The sequence below is a fragment of the Candidatus Nanoarchaeia archaeon genome (assembly GCA_035290625.1).
Lineage (GTDB): Archaea > Nanobdellota > Nanobdellia > Woesearchaeales > DATDTY01 > DATDTY01.
The window spans coordinates 1-18637 of the sequence record DATDTY010000052.1 but is presented as its reverse complement, the minus strand read 5'-3'; the positions used below and the strand labels follow the sequence as shown (position 1 = coordinate 18637).

Sequence of the window (18637 nt, the reverse complement as noted above, 5' to 3'; positions counted from 1 at the left end):
CTAACACGGGCTATTTTCCTCGCTTGATAGGTTGTCCAGCCATCATTCTTGCGCCTTATGGTCTCCATAAGCTTCCCTCTGGTGAGTTTCATGCTCCAATGTAACTCACCGTAGGGAAATAGTTTCGGGATAAGACAGGTTTGGGCGGCAACTACATTTTCACCGAAGCCGGTTTGGGATCGGCAGGCACTTCCACCTTCCGGGGAGATTTTCGCGCAATGAGGTATTTGCTCTTGTCTTTTTCCATGTCGGTGAAGAGATCCGCAACCTCCCGGAGCCTTGAGGACGTGGTTCGGGCAAAGGAGATGACTTCTGCCTTGCAGCCAAGGGCTTTGGCATGCTCCACAAGGTCTTTGAAATCTCCGTCTCCGGATACCAGGACAACAACATCGAGCTTGGATGCAAGACGCATGATGTCCATGGCGATGCCAACATCCCAATCTCCCTTTTTTGCCCCTCCAAGGAATACCTGGAGGTCTTTTGATCTGAGCTCATAGCCAATGTGCTCCAGAGCCTCAAAAAACGGCTTTTCCTCTCCAATATCTGCCTTGATCACGTACGCAATTGCACGGATCAGCTGCCTTCCCTGCGTAGCTGTTTTCAGAATGCCTGCAAAGTTCACCTTTGAATCAAACAGCTGCCTTGCAGAATAATACATATTCTGCACATCTATAAAGACTCCTACCCGCTGGTTTTTATGCTGGTTTTTCATTTCATCACCTGAATTCCCATTTTGTCCGTATGATAGAGGCAGTATGATTTGTGGGCTGTATTTTGACACTGTCTCCTTGGCTGAGCCTGGCGATGGAGGGGTTGTTGTCTGCGGCCAGGCATGCCGATCCCCGATCAAGCCTGAAGGTGATACGAGCAGAATCCTGGACGACGACTGAGGGCTGGTCAGATGTCACATTATTGAATGCGATGCCCAACCCTTTGCCAAAGGACCATTTGGTGATGGATTTGAAGTAGGCTGCGGAGCCAAAGGGCGTAGCAACCACAATGCCGTCTCCGATCATATTTGGATACTGCTCTTTTCCATTGATGAAAACAGAAAAGCGGATCGCCTCATTCGGCTTTTCGTTTCTGAGGATGATGTCGTTGACTGCAAGCCAGGATTTCCCTTTCAGGGTTGCCCTGATTTTCTTATGGGAATCTATTGTGTAGTCTCCATCTTTGAGGAGCTTTACCATTTCGACAACATCTGCATTGGAACAGGTATTGCAGATGCTTTGATCACGATAGAGGAATTTTGGGATTCCGGGATATTTACGCTCTGCGTACAGGAATGTTCCGTCTCCGCCCAGTGAAATGATGATATCCGGCCTATTGGATTCCTTGATCCCGCCTGCCTGCAACGCTTTTTGGAATTTTTTCCTGGCTTGAGCGGACTTTGAGATAATCCTGACTTTCATCGCCTTTCCAGAGACTGGGGTATTATTTAAAGGTTACTTCAAATTTTCACCGGAGCCGATCGGTACGAAAAGAGAGGGCACAAAGAGTCAGCCAAACAGAACTTCCGGATAGAGGTATGAAGTATCTATTGCCAATCGGACAGTAATGTATGCTTGCCTGCGGCCATAGGTCTCTTGGCCTATCTTTATTCCTACCCCTACCCGAGTGATTTCATGGTCGATGGTGTCTTTTGGATTAAACAGCTGCGGATTTTTTCTGGTCAGTTCTGATAGGATTCCATCAACAGCCTGATCCACTGACTGCTCTGCAATAGAGGTCACCAGAACTGTTTGATGGCATGCTTCTCCAAGAAGATGGGGAGGGGCTTCAACTTCTTGGTTCATGGCTGCCATGTAATTACAGTGCAGCGCGGCCTGGTGGGAGATACTAGCGTCCTCCAATAACCCAAAAGACCGAAGCCTGTGTACCAAGGCATCGTGGCAGTGTCCGCTGTCCAGCCTACTGTCCATGCAGCCTCCTGTGATGCGCAATCTCTGCATCGATTTTCTTGAGAACAGCAGCAGCTAATTCAAAGGGATTCTTTCCGACAGCCGATGCTGAGTAGACCTTTCCATCAGCAAACAGATCGCCAGTGAGCTCAAACTTGCCGCCATGCTCGATATGGTGGATAGGCTTCAGCCTCAGGCTAATGCGGTCGAAATCCTTGAGCATTTTCTGGTATTTGGCTACATGGCTAGCGATGAGCTTTTTCAGAAGAGGAAAGTCTGCCTCAATGCCAAAGCCGGTGAGGAGGATCTTTTTTCCCAACTTGATTTCGGCGGGGGTTTCAGGCATCTGGAATTTTTCCAGAGGCAGGAAGTATATAAGTTTTATCTTTTTCTTCGCATGGCAGAGAGCATCATACTTTGTCATACAAATCAAAAGGCTTAAAAAGAGCAGGGGCATTTCGCTTTGCCATGCTTGAAGACAACAGGGTTGCCCTCTCAAGGGAAGTTTCAAGAGATCTCGAGGTCTATGCGCACCGATGGGGCCAGCCTTCGGAGGATGCGTTCGCGCATGCCTGCCGTGAGTATAGGCAATATCTTCTGGAGCAGACCAGCACATCAAATCCGCTCAAAGAGTTTCCGCTTATCGAACAGATGGCAGTTGCTTGTTTGAGGGATAGCAGAGAGGGGTTGCGAGAGCCTGTTGGCTACCATTGACGATGAAAGAAAGAGTTACCTTAACATTGGATGCAGAGCTTCTTGCAAAGATTGACAGCCAGGTTGATGGGCACACGATAAAAAACAGGAGCCACGCTGTGGAGCTGAGCCTGCTTCGGGGCATGGGCCAGCATGCGCCGCAGAAATTTGTCATATTGGCAGGAGGCAAAGGAACACGGCTCCGGCCAATCACCTACGAAATCCCCAAGGCGCTGATCCCGATCCAGGGCAGGACATTGACTGAGCATCTGTTTGACCTCTGCAAGAGGCACAACATCACCAACATTGTGATGGCTGTCGGCCATATGAAGGAGAAGATCAGGAATTACTTCAAGGACGGATCAAGTTTTGGGGTTTCCATTGAGTATGTAGAGGAAGAAGAGCCTTTAGGGACTGCCGGCCCGCTGCGGCTGGCCAAGGGCATGTTTGATTCCAGCTTCGTCGTTTCAAATGGAGACGAACTTAAGGATATCGACTTAGAAGAGATGTACCGGGCGCATAAGTCCAATAAGGCAGCTGCAACCATTGCATTAACAACTGTTGATAATCCAAGTGAGTACGGAGTTGCGAAACTCGACGGAAGCAGGATCCTGGAGTTTGTCGAGAAGCCTCCTAAGGACAAGGCGCCTTCAAACCTGATCAATTCCGGATTGTACATCCTGGAGCCTGAAGTGATTGACATCATCCCAAAAGGGTTTGCCATGTTTGAAAAAGATGTCTTCCCAAAGCTTGCCAAGAGAGGAAAACTGTTCGGCTACCCGTTCTCAGGCCAGTGGATGGATACAGGAAATATGAAGCGCTATGAAAAAGCATTAAAGGAGTGGAAGGGCATTGGACCGATCAAGTAGCACATCAAAGAGCAGCCGCAAACCGAATACGGGCATCTTTAGGGCATATGACATCAGAGGCGTCTATCCCTCTGAGATTTGCACAGATGACGCATACCTTATTGGCAAGGCGCTGGTTGCATTTGCCAAGGCGAAGACGGTTCTTGTGGGCAGGGATGCCCGGCTAAGCTCGCCTGCATTGCACGAGGCATTTGTCAGAGGAGTCACCGCATCGGGGGCAGATGTGCTGGATATTGGACTGGCAAGCACGGATATGTTCTATTTTGCAAGTTCGAAATACCCCTGCGATGTTGGGGCAATGATCACTGCCTCTCATAACCCCAAGCAGTACAACGGCATGAAATTTGTAAGGAAGAACGCTATCCCGATCCTTGACAAGGAGATCCAAGAATTGAGGAAGATCATCGAGGGATTTGCACCTTCCAAGACGAAACGTATCCAGAGTATCCAGAAGAAGGGAAACATCAGGGAACGGAAAGGGATTTTGAAGGAGTTTATTGACTTTACATTGTCAATTGAGCCTCTGAAAACCATAAAGAAGCTAAAGGTTGTGATGGATACTGCAAATGGCATGGGGGGGATGATTGTTCCGGAACTCTTCAAGAAAAGCCAGCTCGATATTGTGCCCATGTGCTGGGAGGTGGATGGAAGATTTCCTGACCATGAGCCGAATCCCCTCATAGCAAAGAACCGGAAGAAGTGGATTGCTAAGGTTAAGGAAGAGAAGGCGGATCTCGGCATTGCATGGGACGGAGATACAGACAGGGTTTTCTTCTGCGATGAGAAAGGGAGGTTTGTCCAGGGAGACGTAATCACAGGCTTGCTTGCGGAGATGAGCCTTAAGAAGTTTCCGAGATCAGCGATTGTGTACGATCTGCGCGCAAGCTGGTTTGTCAAGGATACAATCCTCAGGAATGGAGGAAAACCCGTCATGAATCGCGTTGGCCATTCATTTATCAAGGCACGGATGCGGAAGGAAAAGGCAAAGTTTGCCGGGGAGGTCACCGGACATTACTATTACGATTTGGGCAACTACTATGCAGAGGACTCGTATCTTGCTGCAATCCAGATTCTGAAACTTATGAGTTCAACTGGGAAAAAACTCTCAGAGCTGCTGGCTCCATTCTTCAATAATTATTTTGTGACCGGAGAGCTGAATTTTAAGAATATCGATAAAGCGAGGCTCTTTGCGAAAATAAAGAAGGCCTACCATGACGCCCGTATCCTTGAGCTTGACGGCATCACGATTGAATATAAAGATTGGTGGTTTAATCTCCGGGCATCAAACACCGAGCCGCTTGTAAGGCTGAATCTTGAGGCGAAGTCTCAGGCAAAGATGGTTTCTAAGAAGAAAGAAGTGAGCGCGATTATAGGGGGCATGGTATAGGCTCAGCAGAAAGTCGGCGTTGCCGCCTTTTTGCAAGATGTCAGGCAGGTGAGGTGTCAGGGCTTCCTCTTTTTCTTCTCGTTCATTGCCTGCTCAATAACCTTTCTCTGGCTGCCGAAGCCGAATTCCTTGCCAAGATAAAGGATCTTATAAGAAGTAAATACAAAGACAAGATACGTGAGGGAGACAAAGAAGTACTGCGGAAGGATCCATACTCCCTTCAGGTCAAAGAGGAATATCGATACATTCCAAACAGAAAACAGCATCAGGAAGATGACGCAGAGCAGGAAGTAGGTTGTGTATTCCCTCAGGGAGGAGCCTATCGACAGGGAGGATCGCGCACGCAAAGTCCAGAAGATTGCTGTGATGCCGAAGGTAATGGTTAACAGGGCTATGACGAGCTCGAAGTTGACAACGAAAAGCATCAGGGCAGTAAGGCCAGAGATGATGGCTATGATTGCGAACAGGATTTTGAGAATGTCGGGTATCATGCTGCGTGGTTGTTTGCCTCGTTTTGATTCTTGTTTTTTAATCTTTTTTGCCGTATTGGTTTACGATTGATTGATCACTGCGGTAATTATCTTTTTATCTTTTGATTGGTTCTTCGATGCGCCCAGGCTTCAAAAATCAATCCTCCTGTCGCAGAGCTGCTCGATCTCGTCAATCAGCTCTTTATTTGATTCCTTCTGGAGCGAGATGATGATGCCTTTGACGCCCCAGACGCGCATCTTGGTTGCGAGGAAATGGATGAATCTTGCGACAGTGCCTACTGCATTGTAGATCAAGAGCGTATTCAGGGAATCGAAGAATAAAAACTTTTCCTTTCCTGGAACTGCCCTTACAGCCTGGTCCATTGCGATTGAGATGTCTGAAAGGTTCTGGGGAGAGCCGATAAAGAGGCAGCTTTCAGTCTTTTCTGTCTTTCCGCCTGCTGTCTCAGTCACTGCATCGATAAAGATGATCATCCGGGTGTCAATGCGATCTGCCTCAAACTCGGTTTTTAGATTGGCGTATGGCTTGTTGAGGGTGACATAAACCCCCGGAATTGCGTTTGTTTCTGTCAATTCCTTGATGATCTGCATGTTGGTCTGCTGATATTTCGGAGCAGCAACAATAGCAAGGGCAATATACTGCTTAAGCTCCTTCAGGGCATTGTGGAACTTGTCTCTTACCTCATGAGGGTCGAATTCAGGCATGAGGAGTTCAGGGGAAATAGATTATATAAGCGTTGTGTATCCTTGGAGTTTGTGTTATCCCGAAACTATTTCCCTACGGTGAGTTTCTTCCATGCATGAAACTCACAAGGGAAGCTCGTGGAAACGATCCGAAGGAAAAACGAGGGCTGGACAATGTATCAGGCGAGAAAGATTGCGCATCTCAGCATCAGCCGTGTCAAATAGGCGAGAGTTATTATCAGGGAAAGATTTCTTTGACGACTGGGCAGCCCTAAGCTCGTGGGATGGAAGCGCAGCAGGATAATAGCAACAACATAAGGACTGGTGCATGCGATTTGAAGTATGCGCTGCAAAAAAACCGGCATTTTTGGAATTAATGTGATACAAAGTTTGTATAAATTTATACATAAATAAGATATTATTATACATACTACTTATTAAACACACAAAAATAGGTGTCTGTTCAGAGTTCTGAAATTCCAAAAAGTTTATTTACTCTTGTTTTTTCAGGAATAGAGGGGGGAATTTGATGGATAAATTTACGAAAAAACAACCAATCAACACTCTTAAAAAAGGAGACATTGTGATGGATATTTTTGTTGTTAAGATCAAGAAGGGCGTCTCACCTTATAGTAAAGGGTATTCATTCACCCTTATCCTCTCAGATTCAAGCGGCAAGAGCCTTGAGTATAAGTATTGGGGAGGCCTTGATGAGGCCAAGGTAACTGCGCTTTTTGATTCGATCAGGTCTGATTCCGTTGTGCTTGTGCAAGGAAGATTTTCATTTTATAATGATAAGCCGCAGATTGTAGCAAATGAGCAGGATATGATAAGAGTTCTGAATAGGGACGAATACGAGACTGATTTTATTAAGCAGGGGAAGAAGGATCCAGATGGGATGTATGCGGATTTGATGGCGATCATACAAAATATTGAAGAGCCGGTTTACAAGCAACTTCTTGTTTCAGTCTTCTCTGATAAAAGTATCGAGAATAAAATCAAGAAACATCCTGCAGCAATAGAAATACATCATAATTGGGTCGCAGGGCTCCTGCAGCATATGCTTGAGATTGTTGAGTATTGCAAGACCAGCTTAAAACTTTTTCCGGACCTCAATCCGGATCTGCTGATAACTGGAGCTTTGCTGCATGATATCGGTAAACTGGAGGAGTTAGAAGTAACGTCTCGCATAAGGGGGACTCAGAAAGGGCAATTGATCGGGCATCTTCCCTTGGGGATTGTATTTATATCCAGGAAGCTGGATGAGATCAATGGATCAGAGATTTTAAAAAACAAACTTCTTCATATGATTGTGAGCCATCATGGCAAAGTGGAGTTCGGCTCTCCAAAAGAGCCAATGTTTCCAGAAGCTTTAGCATTGTATTACGCGGATGAGTTAAGTTCAAAACTTACAGAGATGACAGAGTACATCAAAGAACACAAAGATTCAACAGAAGATGATTTTATGTATCACTATAAAAAAGGGATTAATGTTCTTTTGAGGTAGAGGAGACGAAGTTAAGACCCAGATTATTTAGTTCTCTGATATCTGAAGAAGGCTCCTGTAAACGCGTGGGTTGACAAGCAGTGGTTTTCCATCAGCGAATTTTCAATAGTTCCTGTTCAACGCTCCCTTGTTTTTGGCGGCTCTGGGATGGGTTCGCTTAGTATGCGGTCTTAGAAACTATAGCCTAAGTATGATACAAAAATAGTATAAATCTACATACATTGTATTTTAATCATTATTAGATAGTATACTGATAATACGTAATCTGTATTCCAATAGTTACACAAAGAGGGTTATTTATAGTTGATAGATAGTAAGGATTATACAAAATTAGTAAAAAAAACAAAATCTTTATATATCGATATACATAAAAGTAGATTAGTTGCATGAATAGTAGCCTTGAGCAAAAAAGAGGGAGGATTAGTGATAGTCCCAAGACTGCGGAGAGTGATTTTCTCGTCAAACTTTTGGGGGAGATTGCTCAAAGACTAAAAAGTGAATATGGATATGTTAACGAACAGCTCGTCAGAGTCTATGGAGAAGAAGGACTCACCGAAGTGTTGATTCCGGTCTCAATATTTTCTGTTGGTTTATGCCCATCTGAAGCGCTAACCAAGTATCTCAAGGAAGAGAAACAGCTTACATACCATGAAATAGCAGTGCTCATCCATAGGAACGAGAGGGGGGTATGGGCAAATTATCAGAGGGCAGTAAAAAAAAGAGCTTCTCGATTAGAGATTAGCGAGACCGATTCTGTGGCCGTTTCTGTATTTCAGAATGATGGGCTTAGCATTCTGGAATGCCTTGTTTCCTATCTGAAGGATGTTAGACATTTGAAAAATTCAAAGATTGCCAAATTACTGAATAAGAATCCGAGTAATATTTGGATTGTATACAAGAGAGCGAAGCAAAAGGAGGCGAAACAATGAGAAAGAAGTCGAAAAAAGGAAAAAAATCTGGCAGCGAAAATAAAAAGATTATCTTTGTGTGCCTGGCAGTAATGTCAGCATTCCTTTTTGTGATATTTTTAACCCCGCAGGAGATAAGCAGAGGTGGCGATTCGGTATCAGGTTTTGCTGCAGTCGATACGGATGCGGAAGCTAAAACAAACAGGGGGCTGGGGCTAGGAGAGAAAATGATTCTTGGAGACCTTGAACTAAGCGTCACCGGCGCGGATGAGGAAACCTACTCTATTAAGGTGCCAAAAAGGATTGATACAGGATCTGATTATATCCTTAAGTACGAGCCTGTAACAAAAACCTTCGAAAAGGTATATGTTAGTGCCTTCAATCCGACTGCTGCAGATATTGTCTTTAACTCCATAAAACTGTTGGATGATATAGGTGAGGAGTACGGAATTGACTCAAATCCCTCTGATGCTGATCTGGTAGAGTTTGGCAGGGACCCCATTGTTTCTCCAAGCACTTTGAGGAAAGGCTATCTGATCTTCTTGGACGTTTCTAAGGATGCCAGAACATTGCAGTTGGTTTTTGAGTTAGAATCAGGTGAGGAGGGTGTGTTTGAATTTGAGAGATAAAGAAAAAACAAAAGGAGGTAAAAATGGAAAAAATAGGGTATAAGGGAAGTAAGGGGCGAGAAATAGTTTTCACTGCCCTAGTCTTGGGTCTGGCCTTGCTTTTGAGTGCTTGCGCGACCCAAGAAATTGAAACAGAAAGTCAAGCAGTAGCAGAAATTGAAGGGCCTGCTGCCTCTGTGATTCACCAGGCTGTAATTGGTGAAAAGGCTAATCTCGGAGGCTTGGAGATACTGGTAAGCGAGCCGGAAGAGGGTAGATATTCCTTAAAGATGGTCAAGACTACGGACACAGGGGAGTCTTTTGTTAGAAGTTTGGAGACGGTTGAGAAGACATACGAGAAGATATATGTTGAGGTGCTGAATCCGACAGCCCAAGATATCGTCTTTGATTCCGTAAAACTGCGGGATGACCTGGGTAAGGAGTACGGCGTAGAGCCAAATCCTGACCCGAGCGTTGAGCTTCAAGAATTTGGCAGGGACAAAATTGTTTCTCCAAGCACCTTGAGGAAGGGCTATCTCTTCTTTTTGGATGTCGCGGAAGGCGCCAAAACACTGGAGCTGGTTTTTGAGCTTGAATCTGGTGAGAGGAGCGTATTCAAGCTAAGGAGGTGACCAAAAATCCAGAAGTTCATTCCAGCATTTTACGATGCTGGTTTGATTTTTGGATAAGAAAAAGAGGGCATCATGGTGGGTGAGCTTATGAAAACAAAAAAAGGAAAGTTGGGCAGGACAGGCATACTAGTTGTGATGGGCAGCTTAGCCGCTATCTTCCTTATCAGTTTCTTGCTGATCAAGATAAAAGGAATTACCGGCGCGGCTGTTCTGGAGACCGAGCAAATAGAGAGGGATAGATTGCAGATAGCTGCGGGGGATCTTGAAGAAGCAGCGTATAGGTATTATGACCTCAACTCTGACGACTGGGTGAACAGGAGCTATTATAGAATATGGGTTGATGTGTACAATCCTGGCCAGGAAGTGCAGACTCTCAGCTCAATCAGGCTCGTTGATGGATCTGGAAACCAGTATGATCCTTATGCATCGATAGCATACCAAATCTCTCAAGATGAGAAGGTGTTTGGCAGTTCTTTGAAGATTTCCCCCCATGAGAGGCGGGAGGGGTATGTAACTTTTCCTGTATTGGAGACCAAGGATGTGAAACTTGTTTTTGCGATGGGGGGGAACGTGAATATATTCAATCTTGGGTAGGCACATGGAAACAAAAACACGCTCATTGAGGACGTTATTATTGCTGGCATTTGGACTTAGTGGTATGACTGCCTTGATGTACGAAGTTGTTTGGACAAGGCCGCTGCAGTTAATCTTTGGGTCAACGATCTATGCAGTGTCTGCAATGCTGACCACGTTGTTGTTTGGCTTTGCTCTTGGCGCGTATATCTTCCGGAATTTAGCAGACAGAGCCGAAAGGCCTGCGATGATATTTGCCGCATTGGAGTTGGGTATCGGCCTGTATGGGTTCATTATACTGTCATTGTTTGAAATATTGCCATCGATATATTTGGGCTTACTTGAGGTTCCAGGATTCCAATTTGTGCAGTTTATACTCTCTTTTGGTGTTCTGATCATCCCTGCTACGCTGTTTGGCGGGACATGGCCTATGGTTAACGCCGCTTACTCAAGCTTGGAAAAGCTGGGGAAAGATACGGGAATGCTTTACTCGTGGAACTCGGCTGGCGCAGCATGCGGCAGTATCGCTGCAGGGTTTATTTTGATTCCTGTTTTTGGCATTGCTAAAACATCGATAATTGCTGCTTTTTTGAATGTGTTGATAGCATTGCTTGTTTTTGTATTCATACGGAGGAGAAATGAAAATCGATAAGCCTCGTGTGGCGCTATTTGGGATTGTGGGAGTGATTGTATTGCTGGGGATAGTTTACGTATGGGAAAACGCAAATGCGCCCATAACATGTGAAGAGTTCCAGGACAATCTAATATGGAGCAGCGGTATGAGCAATGCGCAAGATTCAATTTCGTATTACACATGGAAGGCAGGAGATGGGTGCTTAGGGTCTCACTGTTTCGTGCAAAGGATACGTGTGTATGTTAGAGAAAGATATTATGGCGATGAAGAGCTTGGAAGGAGTTATGTCCAGATTTCAAATGCAGAGGAGGCCAATTGTAATGATCCTTCAAAGGCTGTCTATTCAAGATATGCGAGTTATAAGGAGGCAGGATACGAAGAGAATCTGCCTGATCGGTGGGAGTGGGATTGCGGCGAAGGCCAAGAAAAGAATCTTTGTTCCCTGGATCGATCCGAAGGGTACTATGATACTGATTGTTTTTCTGTAAAGGTTGGAGCGGATAAGTCTGCTTTGATTGACGTGACGAAGATAGATTATACGTGGTGCTGGGCTGAGAACAAGGGGTATGGGAAAGGCGAGAGCGTCGGCAATACCGATGCTGCCTCATCTTGGAGTTATGCGGTATTACTGTTCTTATTTGCAATTTTGATCTTTACGTATGCAAGGTGGAAACATGAATCTTAAGAGAATAATCTTAACTGCATTTGCGGCATCTGGGATAGCTGCATTGATGTATGAAGTTGTCTGGATACGGCCCTTGCAGTTTGTTCTTGGTTCAACTACATACACGGTAAGCATCATTCTTGCCGCATTTATGGCTGGCCTCGCATTGGGTTCGTTCATCATCAGTAGATACACAGACAGGATTAAGAATTTGCCAGCAACCTATGCTTTGTTAGAATTAGGCATTGGAGCGTATGGGGTTTTGCTTCTCACGATCTTTAACAAATTGCCTGATGTTCATAGAGTTGTTTACCCTTTAAATCAGAACTTCTATGTATTTGAGTTTGCTCAGTTCGTAATCACCTTTCTGGTTTTGCTTATACCAACAACCTTAATGGGAGCAACATTCCCGGTGATTGCAAGATTCTATACAACATATACAACAGGAAAATATACGACAGATACAACAGGAAAAATAGGCAAGGGAATTGGTGAAGTTTATTCTGCAAATAATATTGGAGCGATTATAGGGAGTTTTGCAGCAGGATTCGTGTTAATCCCTTTGCTTGGAATTAAAATGAGTATGCTGGTTGCTGCTGCCCTAAATATTGGCATTGGGTGTTTGGTTCTTTATCATACGTCAATACATCTTGCAAAAAAAATAGTACCTTTGGCCATCCTGTTCTTTGCAGTTTTTGCTTTTGTTGGTGAGTACAATATTAAAGAGATGTATTCTGGCGGGTTTTATCGCTCAGGATATCCAAAGGAGTATATGGAGAGCGCTGAATTTCTGTATTATAATGAAGGATTGCATGCAACGTTGTCGGTAATAAGAGAACAGGAAGGAGGGACAGTCTTGCTCTTCAATGGAAAGGGGCAAGGAAGCAGCATCATAACTGACCTGCGGGTTAATTTCTTACTGAGTTACCTGCCATTGCTGCTTAAACCAGAGAGTAAAGAGGCTTTAGTAGTTGGCTTGGGAACAGGAACAACGTCTGGTCAACTCGCGCAATTCCTGGCTACGACAACAGTAGAAATAGAGCCTGCGGTTGTTAATGTTATACCGTATTTCTCCTTTATGAACGAGAATGTACTGAGAAATCCGAACCATAAGCTTGTTATTGCTGATGGAAGGAATTATTTGCTGCGGAGCACAGAGAAGTATGATGTCATTGTTCCGGAACCATCTGATCCATGGCAGTCGTTTTCAAGCTCATTGTATTCAAAGGAATTTTTCGAACTCTCCCAAGATCACTTACGCCAAAATGGGCTGTATGCGCAATGGGTGCCATTATATGAACTGGATATTAATACGTTCAAGTCTTTTTACAGAACCTTCAATTCTGTATTTCCATATATTGCGGCATTTGCAAGCATCAAGGAAGACGAGGAATTGCCGGTAAAGTATGTTACGCCTGAGATAATCCTCATAGGCTCTCATCAGCCTATAAAGATTGATGAGGAGGGCATCAAAAAGAATTTCGAGGCGCTGCCGTCTTCTGCAAAACAATACCTTGGGCCTATTGGCCTTCGTTCTTCTGATAATGTGCTGCATTTACTCCTTTTTACAGAAGAGCAAATGAAAGGGTATGCAGATGATGCTCCCTTGGTAACAGATGACAACCCGCTCTTAGAGTTTTCAACTGCAAAAAGGGTCCTCTACCAGGATCCAAAAGAGGTACTTTCGGATATAGAAAGATTTTTGGAAAAAAGCAATGGAAAAAGATAACTCAAACATATCAAAAAAGAAGAAATCCGCTCGTGTATGGATAGAAGTTGCTGTTGTTCTGCTGTGCATAGGTCTTGCAGTAGCAGTGCTCTCTGAGAAAACAGCTGCCCAAAGCGCGGAGCAATGCGGGTTGTTTGTGGATAGTGTTGCTTTCTTTGGAGGAGGGAGCAAAGCTGCTAATGTGCAAAGGGACGCGGTATGGACTGTGGGAACAAACTGTACAGAAGCATCAGGCGAGACTGTGATAGATTGCTACATAAAAAATATCACAGCATACACAAGAATGCTGGATATTGGGGCAACAGGAGGTGGCACTATCCTTGGATATGCGCAAATGTCCAATACGAGCCAGAAAGACTGTGTCAATGCATCAAATGCCGCATATACGCGATATATTGCATATAAGAATTTCCCAAAAGGGCAGGCAGCTACATACTATGATGATTGCGGTCTTGATTCTGGCGGACCTAATACATGCAGCCTGTCGATTGGGAACGGGTATACAGATGAGGATTGTTACTCGGTACGAGCCTATGGCGAAAAATTTGCGCTGCTTGATGTATTTAATCTCAACTACACATGGTGCTATACTGAAGTATTACCAAAAGTGGAAAATCAGTCAGTAGGAACTTCAGTTAATGCTTCAAATACAACGGCACAGGGAGGCTGGGGAGATACGTTTAATTTTACTTTGTTTGCGCGGGATCCAAACAGTGATAATCTTAATGTAACAGCGTATTATAATGAGACACCAAGCTTGACTGGGGCTACGAGGCTTAGTGAATCGCCTTGCCCGAAATGCCAGAATTTTACTTCTACTTCAATACTGTTTAAAGGATTCACATGCGGCGATATAGGCAAGAGGTATTATATGTTCAATGCAACGGATAATGATACTGTTAATGGACCGTTTACCAGGCTCGTAGATCCTGACTTAACGCACTTTTTTACAGTATTAAAGGATAAGATTTCATTTTCCCACGTTGCTGGAAATGCCAGTGTTACGAATCGAGGCGCAACCTCTGGAGATACATTCGTAACGCTTACTCTCTATGGGAATGATACGACGAATAATTCTGCAATTCTCAGGAACACGACTATTACACTGAAGGTGACGAATGATAATTCCACCTATAACACGATTGGCACGAATACATCCCATGATGCAGGGAATATCAGTTTTTCATTCGGAGCAACATGCAGCCCGACAAAATACGAGGTTGGTTTGCAGAAATGGAAGTTTACAACTGACGGGTCTACGCAGGAATACCCTGATCAGGATTGTTATGATTCCGCAGAGAGCATCGAATTTTATGTTAATGTAACTGATGATTTTAATGCCTCTTTGGATAGTCATACTAATGGCACAGAGATTGATACGGACGCTAATCCAACAGTAACGTTCTCAGGATCTGTTGTTGATAGCTGCGGGTATGTAACAGGAGCAAATATGAGTTTTGATATTTATGGTCCAAGCGGGTTTCACTTTTTATGCAATGAGTCATCTAATGATGTTACTACAGGGATTTGGAGCCAGGATAGCGATTCCTACGATTGTTTATGGAATACGTCTAATAAGGTTGCTGGATTCTATAATGCCACTTTTTTGGGGTCGAAACCAGATTACGATGCTAATGCTTCAGATGTGATCACCTTCAAACTCACAGGAGCGCCCAAATTAAACAATCCAGAGGTAACTCCTAACAATGGGCCATGGGGCGCGCAACAGAAGTTTAACGTTACTGCGTCAGCCGGAGATGATGATAGAACGCTGTTTGTAAAAGCATGGATTAGCAACGATGCTCCCACGTATACGGTGTATACCCAGATTGGATCTGAGCTTAATTGCACCGGCCAAGGCTGCGGAGAAATGAATTTTACATACAACTTCTCGGGATGCAGTGATAAAGAGACTTGGAAATTCAAGTTCAACAGCACAAGCACGGGAGGCAATGCTGAAAGCAGTAGCACGTTCACTACATTGGTGCAGGACAACGTTGAACTTGAGTTAATGGCGGGCAGCGGAAGCAGTATGAACGAGACTGACGGGGCCGTTCTTGCAGTGCGTGTGAGGGACAGTATAAGGAATGTCTATGATTTAACGCCTGAGAACGCAACTGTTTATTTTAATGTGAGCGGCAGGGTAGATCAATTGGCCGGGTCTAATGAGACGAATGATGTTGGAAATGCAAGCTTCAATTTTAGAGACGATTCGTGCTTATGGAGCCCAGGACCCCAGCAATGGAAAGCATTCACTTCAGGAGATGAGTGCTACGCTAATAACGAGACTCCTACGACATACAGTATAAACATAAATACTCCTTGCGCCGCGACCCTTGATATCTCCCAGTTTAAGACTCCTAACTTCGGATTTCAGAATAAATCGTTTGGATTGAATCTTACAGTCACGTCTTCTTTAGACGAATCGAATGATACATTAGCAAAAATTCGAAATCTTCCAGATGGCTGGAAGCCTTCACCGAATGAGACGATAAACCTTACGTATATCGGCAGCGGATTGACTAAAGATGGGAGCTATGGCTTATTGCCAAACAGCTCTGGCGCGTTTACCATCAATATATCAGTAAATAACTCCCAAGGGTTAAATGAATCAGATACATTTAGCATTACCATCTACAAATGGCAGGTATCTTCCACTCCAGAGCAAGCGCTTTTGTATGATACTTCCGGTTTTTTGAATTGCAGCGACAATATTTGCAATGTTACAGAGCATGTTTCTTCAATTGATGCCACTCCCGGGAGTTCTTTGGACAGCAACGTATCAGAAGCGCAGTTAACCCAAGGACAATCTCCGCGGGAATATGTCGTTGCGCGATGGGGTTGCGAAGCTGGGGATTATGAGTACAGCAATTTAACAATTAATGCAGAAGGCGTGAGCGCCACATCGAATGTAAGGATCTCTAGTTTTAATGGGTCAGATTATGAGCCAGTGTACAGGAAAGACATTGATGATAATGCTGAAAGGATAGGTGTGGGGATATTAAGCGGGCAGATGGTTCCTGAAGGGGGATTTTGCAAGATTAAGATAGAGAATATTGGTTCAAATGACTTAATGGTTGATTACCTAAGTCTAGAAATGTATTATACTGCAGGAGCAAGGATTAAGGATATCATACCAAATGTGAATGGGATTGCTACAACAGGGATAGAGCCAAATGATGGATTCCTTAATGTTACAATCCAAGTGGAGAATGCGTTGGCCGCAAACTATACCTTTACCCTTGAATTAAATATAACAAACTCCTCAGGAGGCATGGTTAACTCATCCAGAGTCCCTGATTTAAATATTACTGGCTACACATCATTGGAGTATAATTTCACGAATATAAACACCAGTGCTTGGAGTATAGGGAATTACAGATTGGAGGCGTATGTTACAGGCGGGTTGACAACCCAGAAGAGGGAGGATTTTGTATTTATGCCCGTCGAGATAGCCAATATCAAAGCTTCTCGGTATAGGTGTAATGGGACAAATGAGTATTTTAATGTTACCATATACCACCCATTCACAGATAAGATTAGCTATAATATCAGCCTTGGGGTTCCCACAAATTGGAGCTTTACGCCTGCGTTCCGAGTTATCAATCGATCAACAGCTGGTAATTTCACTGTTCAGTTTAATGTAACCTCTTCACAAGGCACAGAGGTGGCAGGCATTAATGCCACGGCTAATTACACTTTCCTTGGTTCTGGGAGGAACAAAAGCAATCTCGTAGGCATTGAAACTTCGCAAAGTATCCCTATCCTTGAAGTGTTTAGGGAAGTGCCTACTGAGGCAGGGAATAACCTGCAGTTTAATTCTAGGCTGTTGGTACGCAACAAAGGATGCGCCCTTGCAGAAGATATCTCCTTTGTAGAGAAGGTAGCGTCTGGATGGACTGCCTATGGGCAAACACTGGATGGAACTTCAACAGGTACTACGGATATCCCTAAAGGAGAGATTCGGTTAGGAACAAGCCAGTTTGGGACAATAGCTGCAGGAGAGTACAAAACAATTCAGTATAACATCTTGTCTCATTCAAGTCAAGCCCAGCGGGGAACGATTAGATATAATTTAACGTGGGGGGCTAGGAATATATCGGAAGACAGAGAGTACGAAATAACGACCATAAATTATACAGGCGAGAAGCATTTAAGTTTTGATCTTGTGTCAGTCGGGCAGAGCACAGCTAGAAAAAGATCCGCTGATCCATCTGACAATCAGACATATAATTTCACTATAACAAACATAGGAGATGCTGCAATAATAGCAAATGCATGGAATGCGTCTCTTCTTATTCCTGGAGCATGCAACGCCACCAACTATACAGGAACTTTTGATCCAAGCACACGGAAGATAACATGGCAATTAGGCGCCTTGGCGAAAGAGGCTGTAACAAATTTTGAGTTTGTTATGAATTGCACTGAAGAAACACGATACTTACTATATGCTGAAGGGTTCAATGATACACGTGCAACACAGATATATAGAAACACAACCGCTATAAACTGTTCAGGTGCTAGCTGTTTCGATGAAAAGAGTTTTACTTTTTCAGACCCGAATCAAGACTATCAAAGGATTTCGAGTATAGATTTCTATATAAACCATAGCTGGAATGGCTTTAATCTTACGATTGCAAGATCGTCTTTAAACATTACGGATGATTCTGGAAGAGATAAGCTTGTGTGGCAGGCTTTTTCTTTTAATAACAATAAAAGTCAAAAATGGATCAATTATAGCCTAACGGAAGAAGAGCAACAGCAATTTAAGACGACATCACGCAATATCGGTGTGCGGTCTTTCACAGATGCAGCTTCGGAGGAAGCAGGAACAGTCCGCCTGGAGAATATAAGCTATTTGTGGAATCATGGCAGATTGTTTGGAGACACACAGCCTCTTATGGTCAATATTAAAACGTTTGTCTTTGTGCCAGATGCCCCAACCTTGGAAGCCCCCCCAAATGCCTCAACACAAGCGAGCGAGAACGTAGTTATCTCTTGGTTGGCGGTGAGCGGGGCAACGAGCTATTTTGTCTTTGGAGATGCAGTAGATGGGACCACGTTGTTATCAGAAACTACAGTTACAAATTATCTCTGGAGTGGTTTAAGTGCAGGTACATATTATTGGAAAGTAATAGCATCTACTGGAACACAAAATTCAACGTCATCGCAAATGTGGCAATTTACTGTAAATACATGCGCCCCGGGGGGCGGGGCTGCCGCTGATTACCCGATGAGCTTTGATAATTATACCCAGAGGATAACGGTCTGGGGTTCAAATGGGTCAGATGGGAAGACGCAAATGGGAGCGAATGCTTCAGATCCGATAACGTTCAAAGATATATTTGATTTTGGAA

At 44.1% G+C, this 18637-nt stretch carries 18 protein-coding genes; 12 read left to right on the top strand and 6 right to left on the bottom strand.

The window, feature by feature from the left end; genetic code table 11:
• Positions 1-151: 151 nt before the first annotated feature.
• The 4 genes from VJB08_05075 to VJB08_05060 form a co-directional block, all read right to left on the bottom strand.
• Complete coding sequence (locus VJB08_05075) at positions 152-712, bottom strand: NYN domain-containing protein (protein ID HLD43327.1); 561 nt, start codon at positions 710-712, stop codon at positions 152-154.
• Between the two features lie 4 nt (positions 713-716).
• On the bottom strand, positions 717-1412 hold the full coding sequence (locus VJB08_05070) for a hypothetical protein (GenBank protein ID HLD43326.1): 696 nt from the start codon (positions 1410-1412) through the stop codon (positions 717-719).
• Between the two features lie 87 nt (positions 1413-1499).
• The gene (locus tag VJB08_05065; GenBank protein ID HLD43325.1) at positions 1500-1922 is read right to left on the bottom strand and encodes a hypothetical protein; all 423 of its coding nucleotides are present in this window, start codon (positions 1920-1922) and stop codon (positions 1500-1502) included.
• Complete coding sequence (locus tag VJB08_05060) at positions 1912-2325, bottom strand: hypothetical protein (protein ID HLD43324.1); 414 nt, start codon at positions 2323-2325, stop codon at positions 1912-1914. The genes VJB08_05065 and VJB08_05060 overlap by 11 nt, the downstream gene beginning before the upstream one ends.
• Before the next feature lie 44 nt (positions 2326-2369).
• On the opposite strand from VJB08_05060, the gene VJB08_05055 reads away from it, so the two are divergent.
• Genes VJB08_05055 through VJB08_05045 form a run of 3 tightly spaced genes read left to right on the top strand, consistent with a single transcriptional unit; the run spans position 2370 to position 4850 of the window.
• Positions 2370-2615, top strand: a complete 246-nt coding sequence (locus VJB08_05055; GenBank protein ID HLD43323.1) for a hypothetical protein — start codon at positions 2370-2372, stop codon at positions 2613-2615.
• 2 nt (positions 2616-2617) lie between these two features.
• On the top strand, positions 2618-3463 hold the full coding sequence (locus VJB08_05050) for a sugar phosphate nucleotidyltransferase (GenBank protein HLD43322.1): 846 nt from the start codon (positions 2618-2620) through the stop codon (positions 3461-3463).
• Positions 3447-4850 carry a phosphomannomutase/phosphoglucomutase gene (locus VJB08_05045; protein HLD43321.1) on the top strand — a complete coding sequence of 468 codons (1404 nt, stop codon included), beginning with the start codon at positions 3447-3449 and terminating at the stop codon, positions 4848-4850. Before VJB08_05050 ends, VJB08_05045 begins: the two co-directional genes overlap by 17 nt.
• A gap of 56 nt (positions 4851-4906) precedes the next feature.
• Here VJB08_05045 and VJB08_05040 read toward each other — a convergent pair whose 3' ends face one another.
• Both VJB08_05040 and VJB08_05035 read right to left on the bottom strand, forming a co-directional pair.
• Positions 4907-5341 carry a hypothetical protein gene (locus VJB08_05040; protein ID HLD43320.1) on the bottom strand — a complete coding sequence of 145 codons (435 nt, stop codon included), beginning with the start codon at positions 5339-5341 and terminating at the stop codon, positions 4907-4909.
• A gap of 129 nt (positions 5342-5470) precedes the next feature.
• Positions 5471-6046: a hypothetical protein gene (locus tag VJB08_05035; protein HLD43319.1), complete on the bottom strand. Its 576-nt coding sequence runs from the start codon at positions 6044-6046 to the stop codon at positions 5471-5473.
• A gap of 508 nt (positions 6047-6554) precedes the next feature.
• Between VJB08_05035 and VJB08_05030 the strand changes: the two genes are divergently transcribed.
• From VJB08_05030 to VJB08_04990, 9 genes are all read left to right on the top strand, one after another.
• Positions 6555-7532 (top strand): HD domain-containing protein, encoded by a 978-nt coding sequence (locus VJB08_05030; protein HLD43318.1) that lies wholly within the window; start codon positions 6555-6557, stop codon positions 7530-7532.
• 386 nt (positions 7533-7918) lie between these two features.
• Complete coding sequence (locus tag VJB08_05025; GenBank protein ID HLD43317.1) at positions 7919-8461, top strand: hypothetical protein; 543 nt, start codon at positions 7919-7921, stop codon at positions 8459-8461.
• Positions 8458-9069, top strand: a complete 612-nt coding sequence (locus VJB08_05020) for a hypothetical protein (GenBank protein ID HLD43316.1) — start codon at positions 8458-8460, stop codon at positions 9067-9069. Before VJB08_05025 ends, VJB08_05020 begins: the two co-directional genes overlap by 4 nt.
• A 23-nt stretch (positions 9070-9092) precedes the next feature.
• Positions 9093-9680, top strand: coding sequence for a hypothetical protein (locus VJB08_05015; protein HLD43315.1), 588 nt, complete (start codon positions 9093-9095; stop codon positions 9678-9680).
• Positions 9681-9767: 87 nt separating this feature from the next.
• Positions 9768-10274 (top strand): hypothetical protein, encoded by a 507-nt coding sequence (locus VJB08_05010; protein ID HLD43314.1) that lies wholly within the window; start codon positions 9768-9770, stop codon positions 10272-10274.
• Positions 10275-10278: 4 nt separating this feature from the next.
• The gene (locus tag VJB08_05005) at positions 10279-10905 is read left to right on the top strand and encodes a fused MFS/spermidine synthase (protein HLD43313.1); all 627 of its coding nucleotides are present in this window, start codon (positions 10279-10281) and stop codon (positions 10903-10905) included.
• Complete coding sequence (locus tag VJB08_05000; protein HLD43312.1) at positions 10892-11572, top strand: hypothetical protein; 681 nt, start codon at positions 10892-10894, stop codon at positions 11570-11572. Before VJB08_05005 ends, VJB08_05000 begins: the two co-directional genes overlap by 14 nt.
• Positions 11562-13280, top strand: a complete 1719-nt coding sequence (locus VJB08_04995) for a fused MFS/spermidine synthase (GenBank protein ID HLD43311.1) — start codon at positions 11562-11564, stop codon at positions 13278-13280. The genes VJB08_05000 and VJB08_04995 overlap by 11 nt, the downstream gene beginning before the upstream one ends.
• A partial coding sequence (locus VJB08_04990) for a hypothetical protein (protein ID HLD43310.1) occupies positions 13267-18637 on the top strand: 5371 nt, incomplete at its 3' end. The genes VJB08_04995 and VJB08_04990, both read left to right, overlap by 14 nt.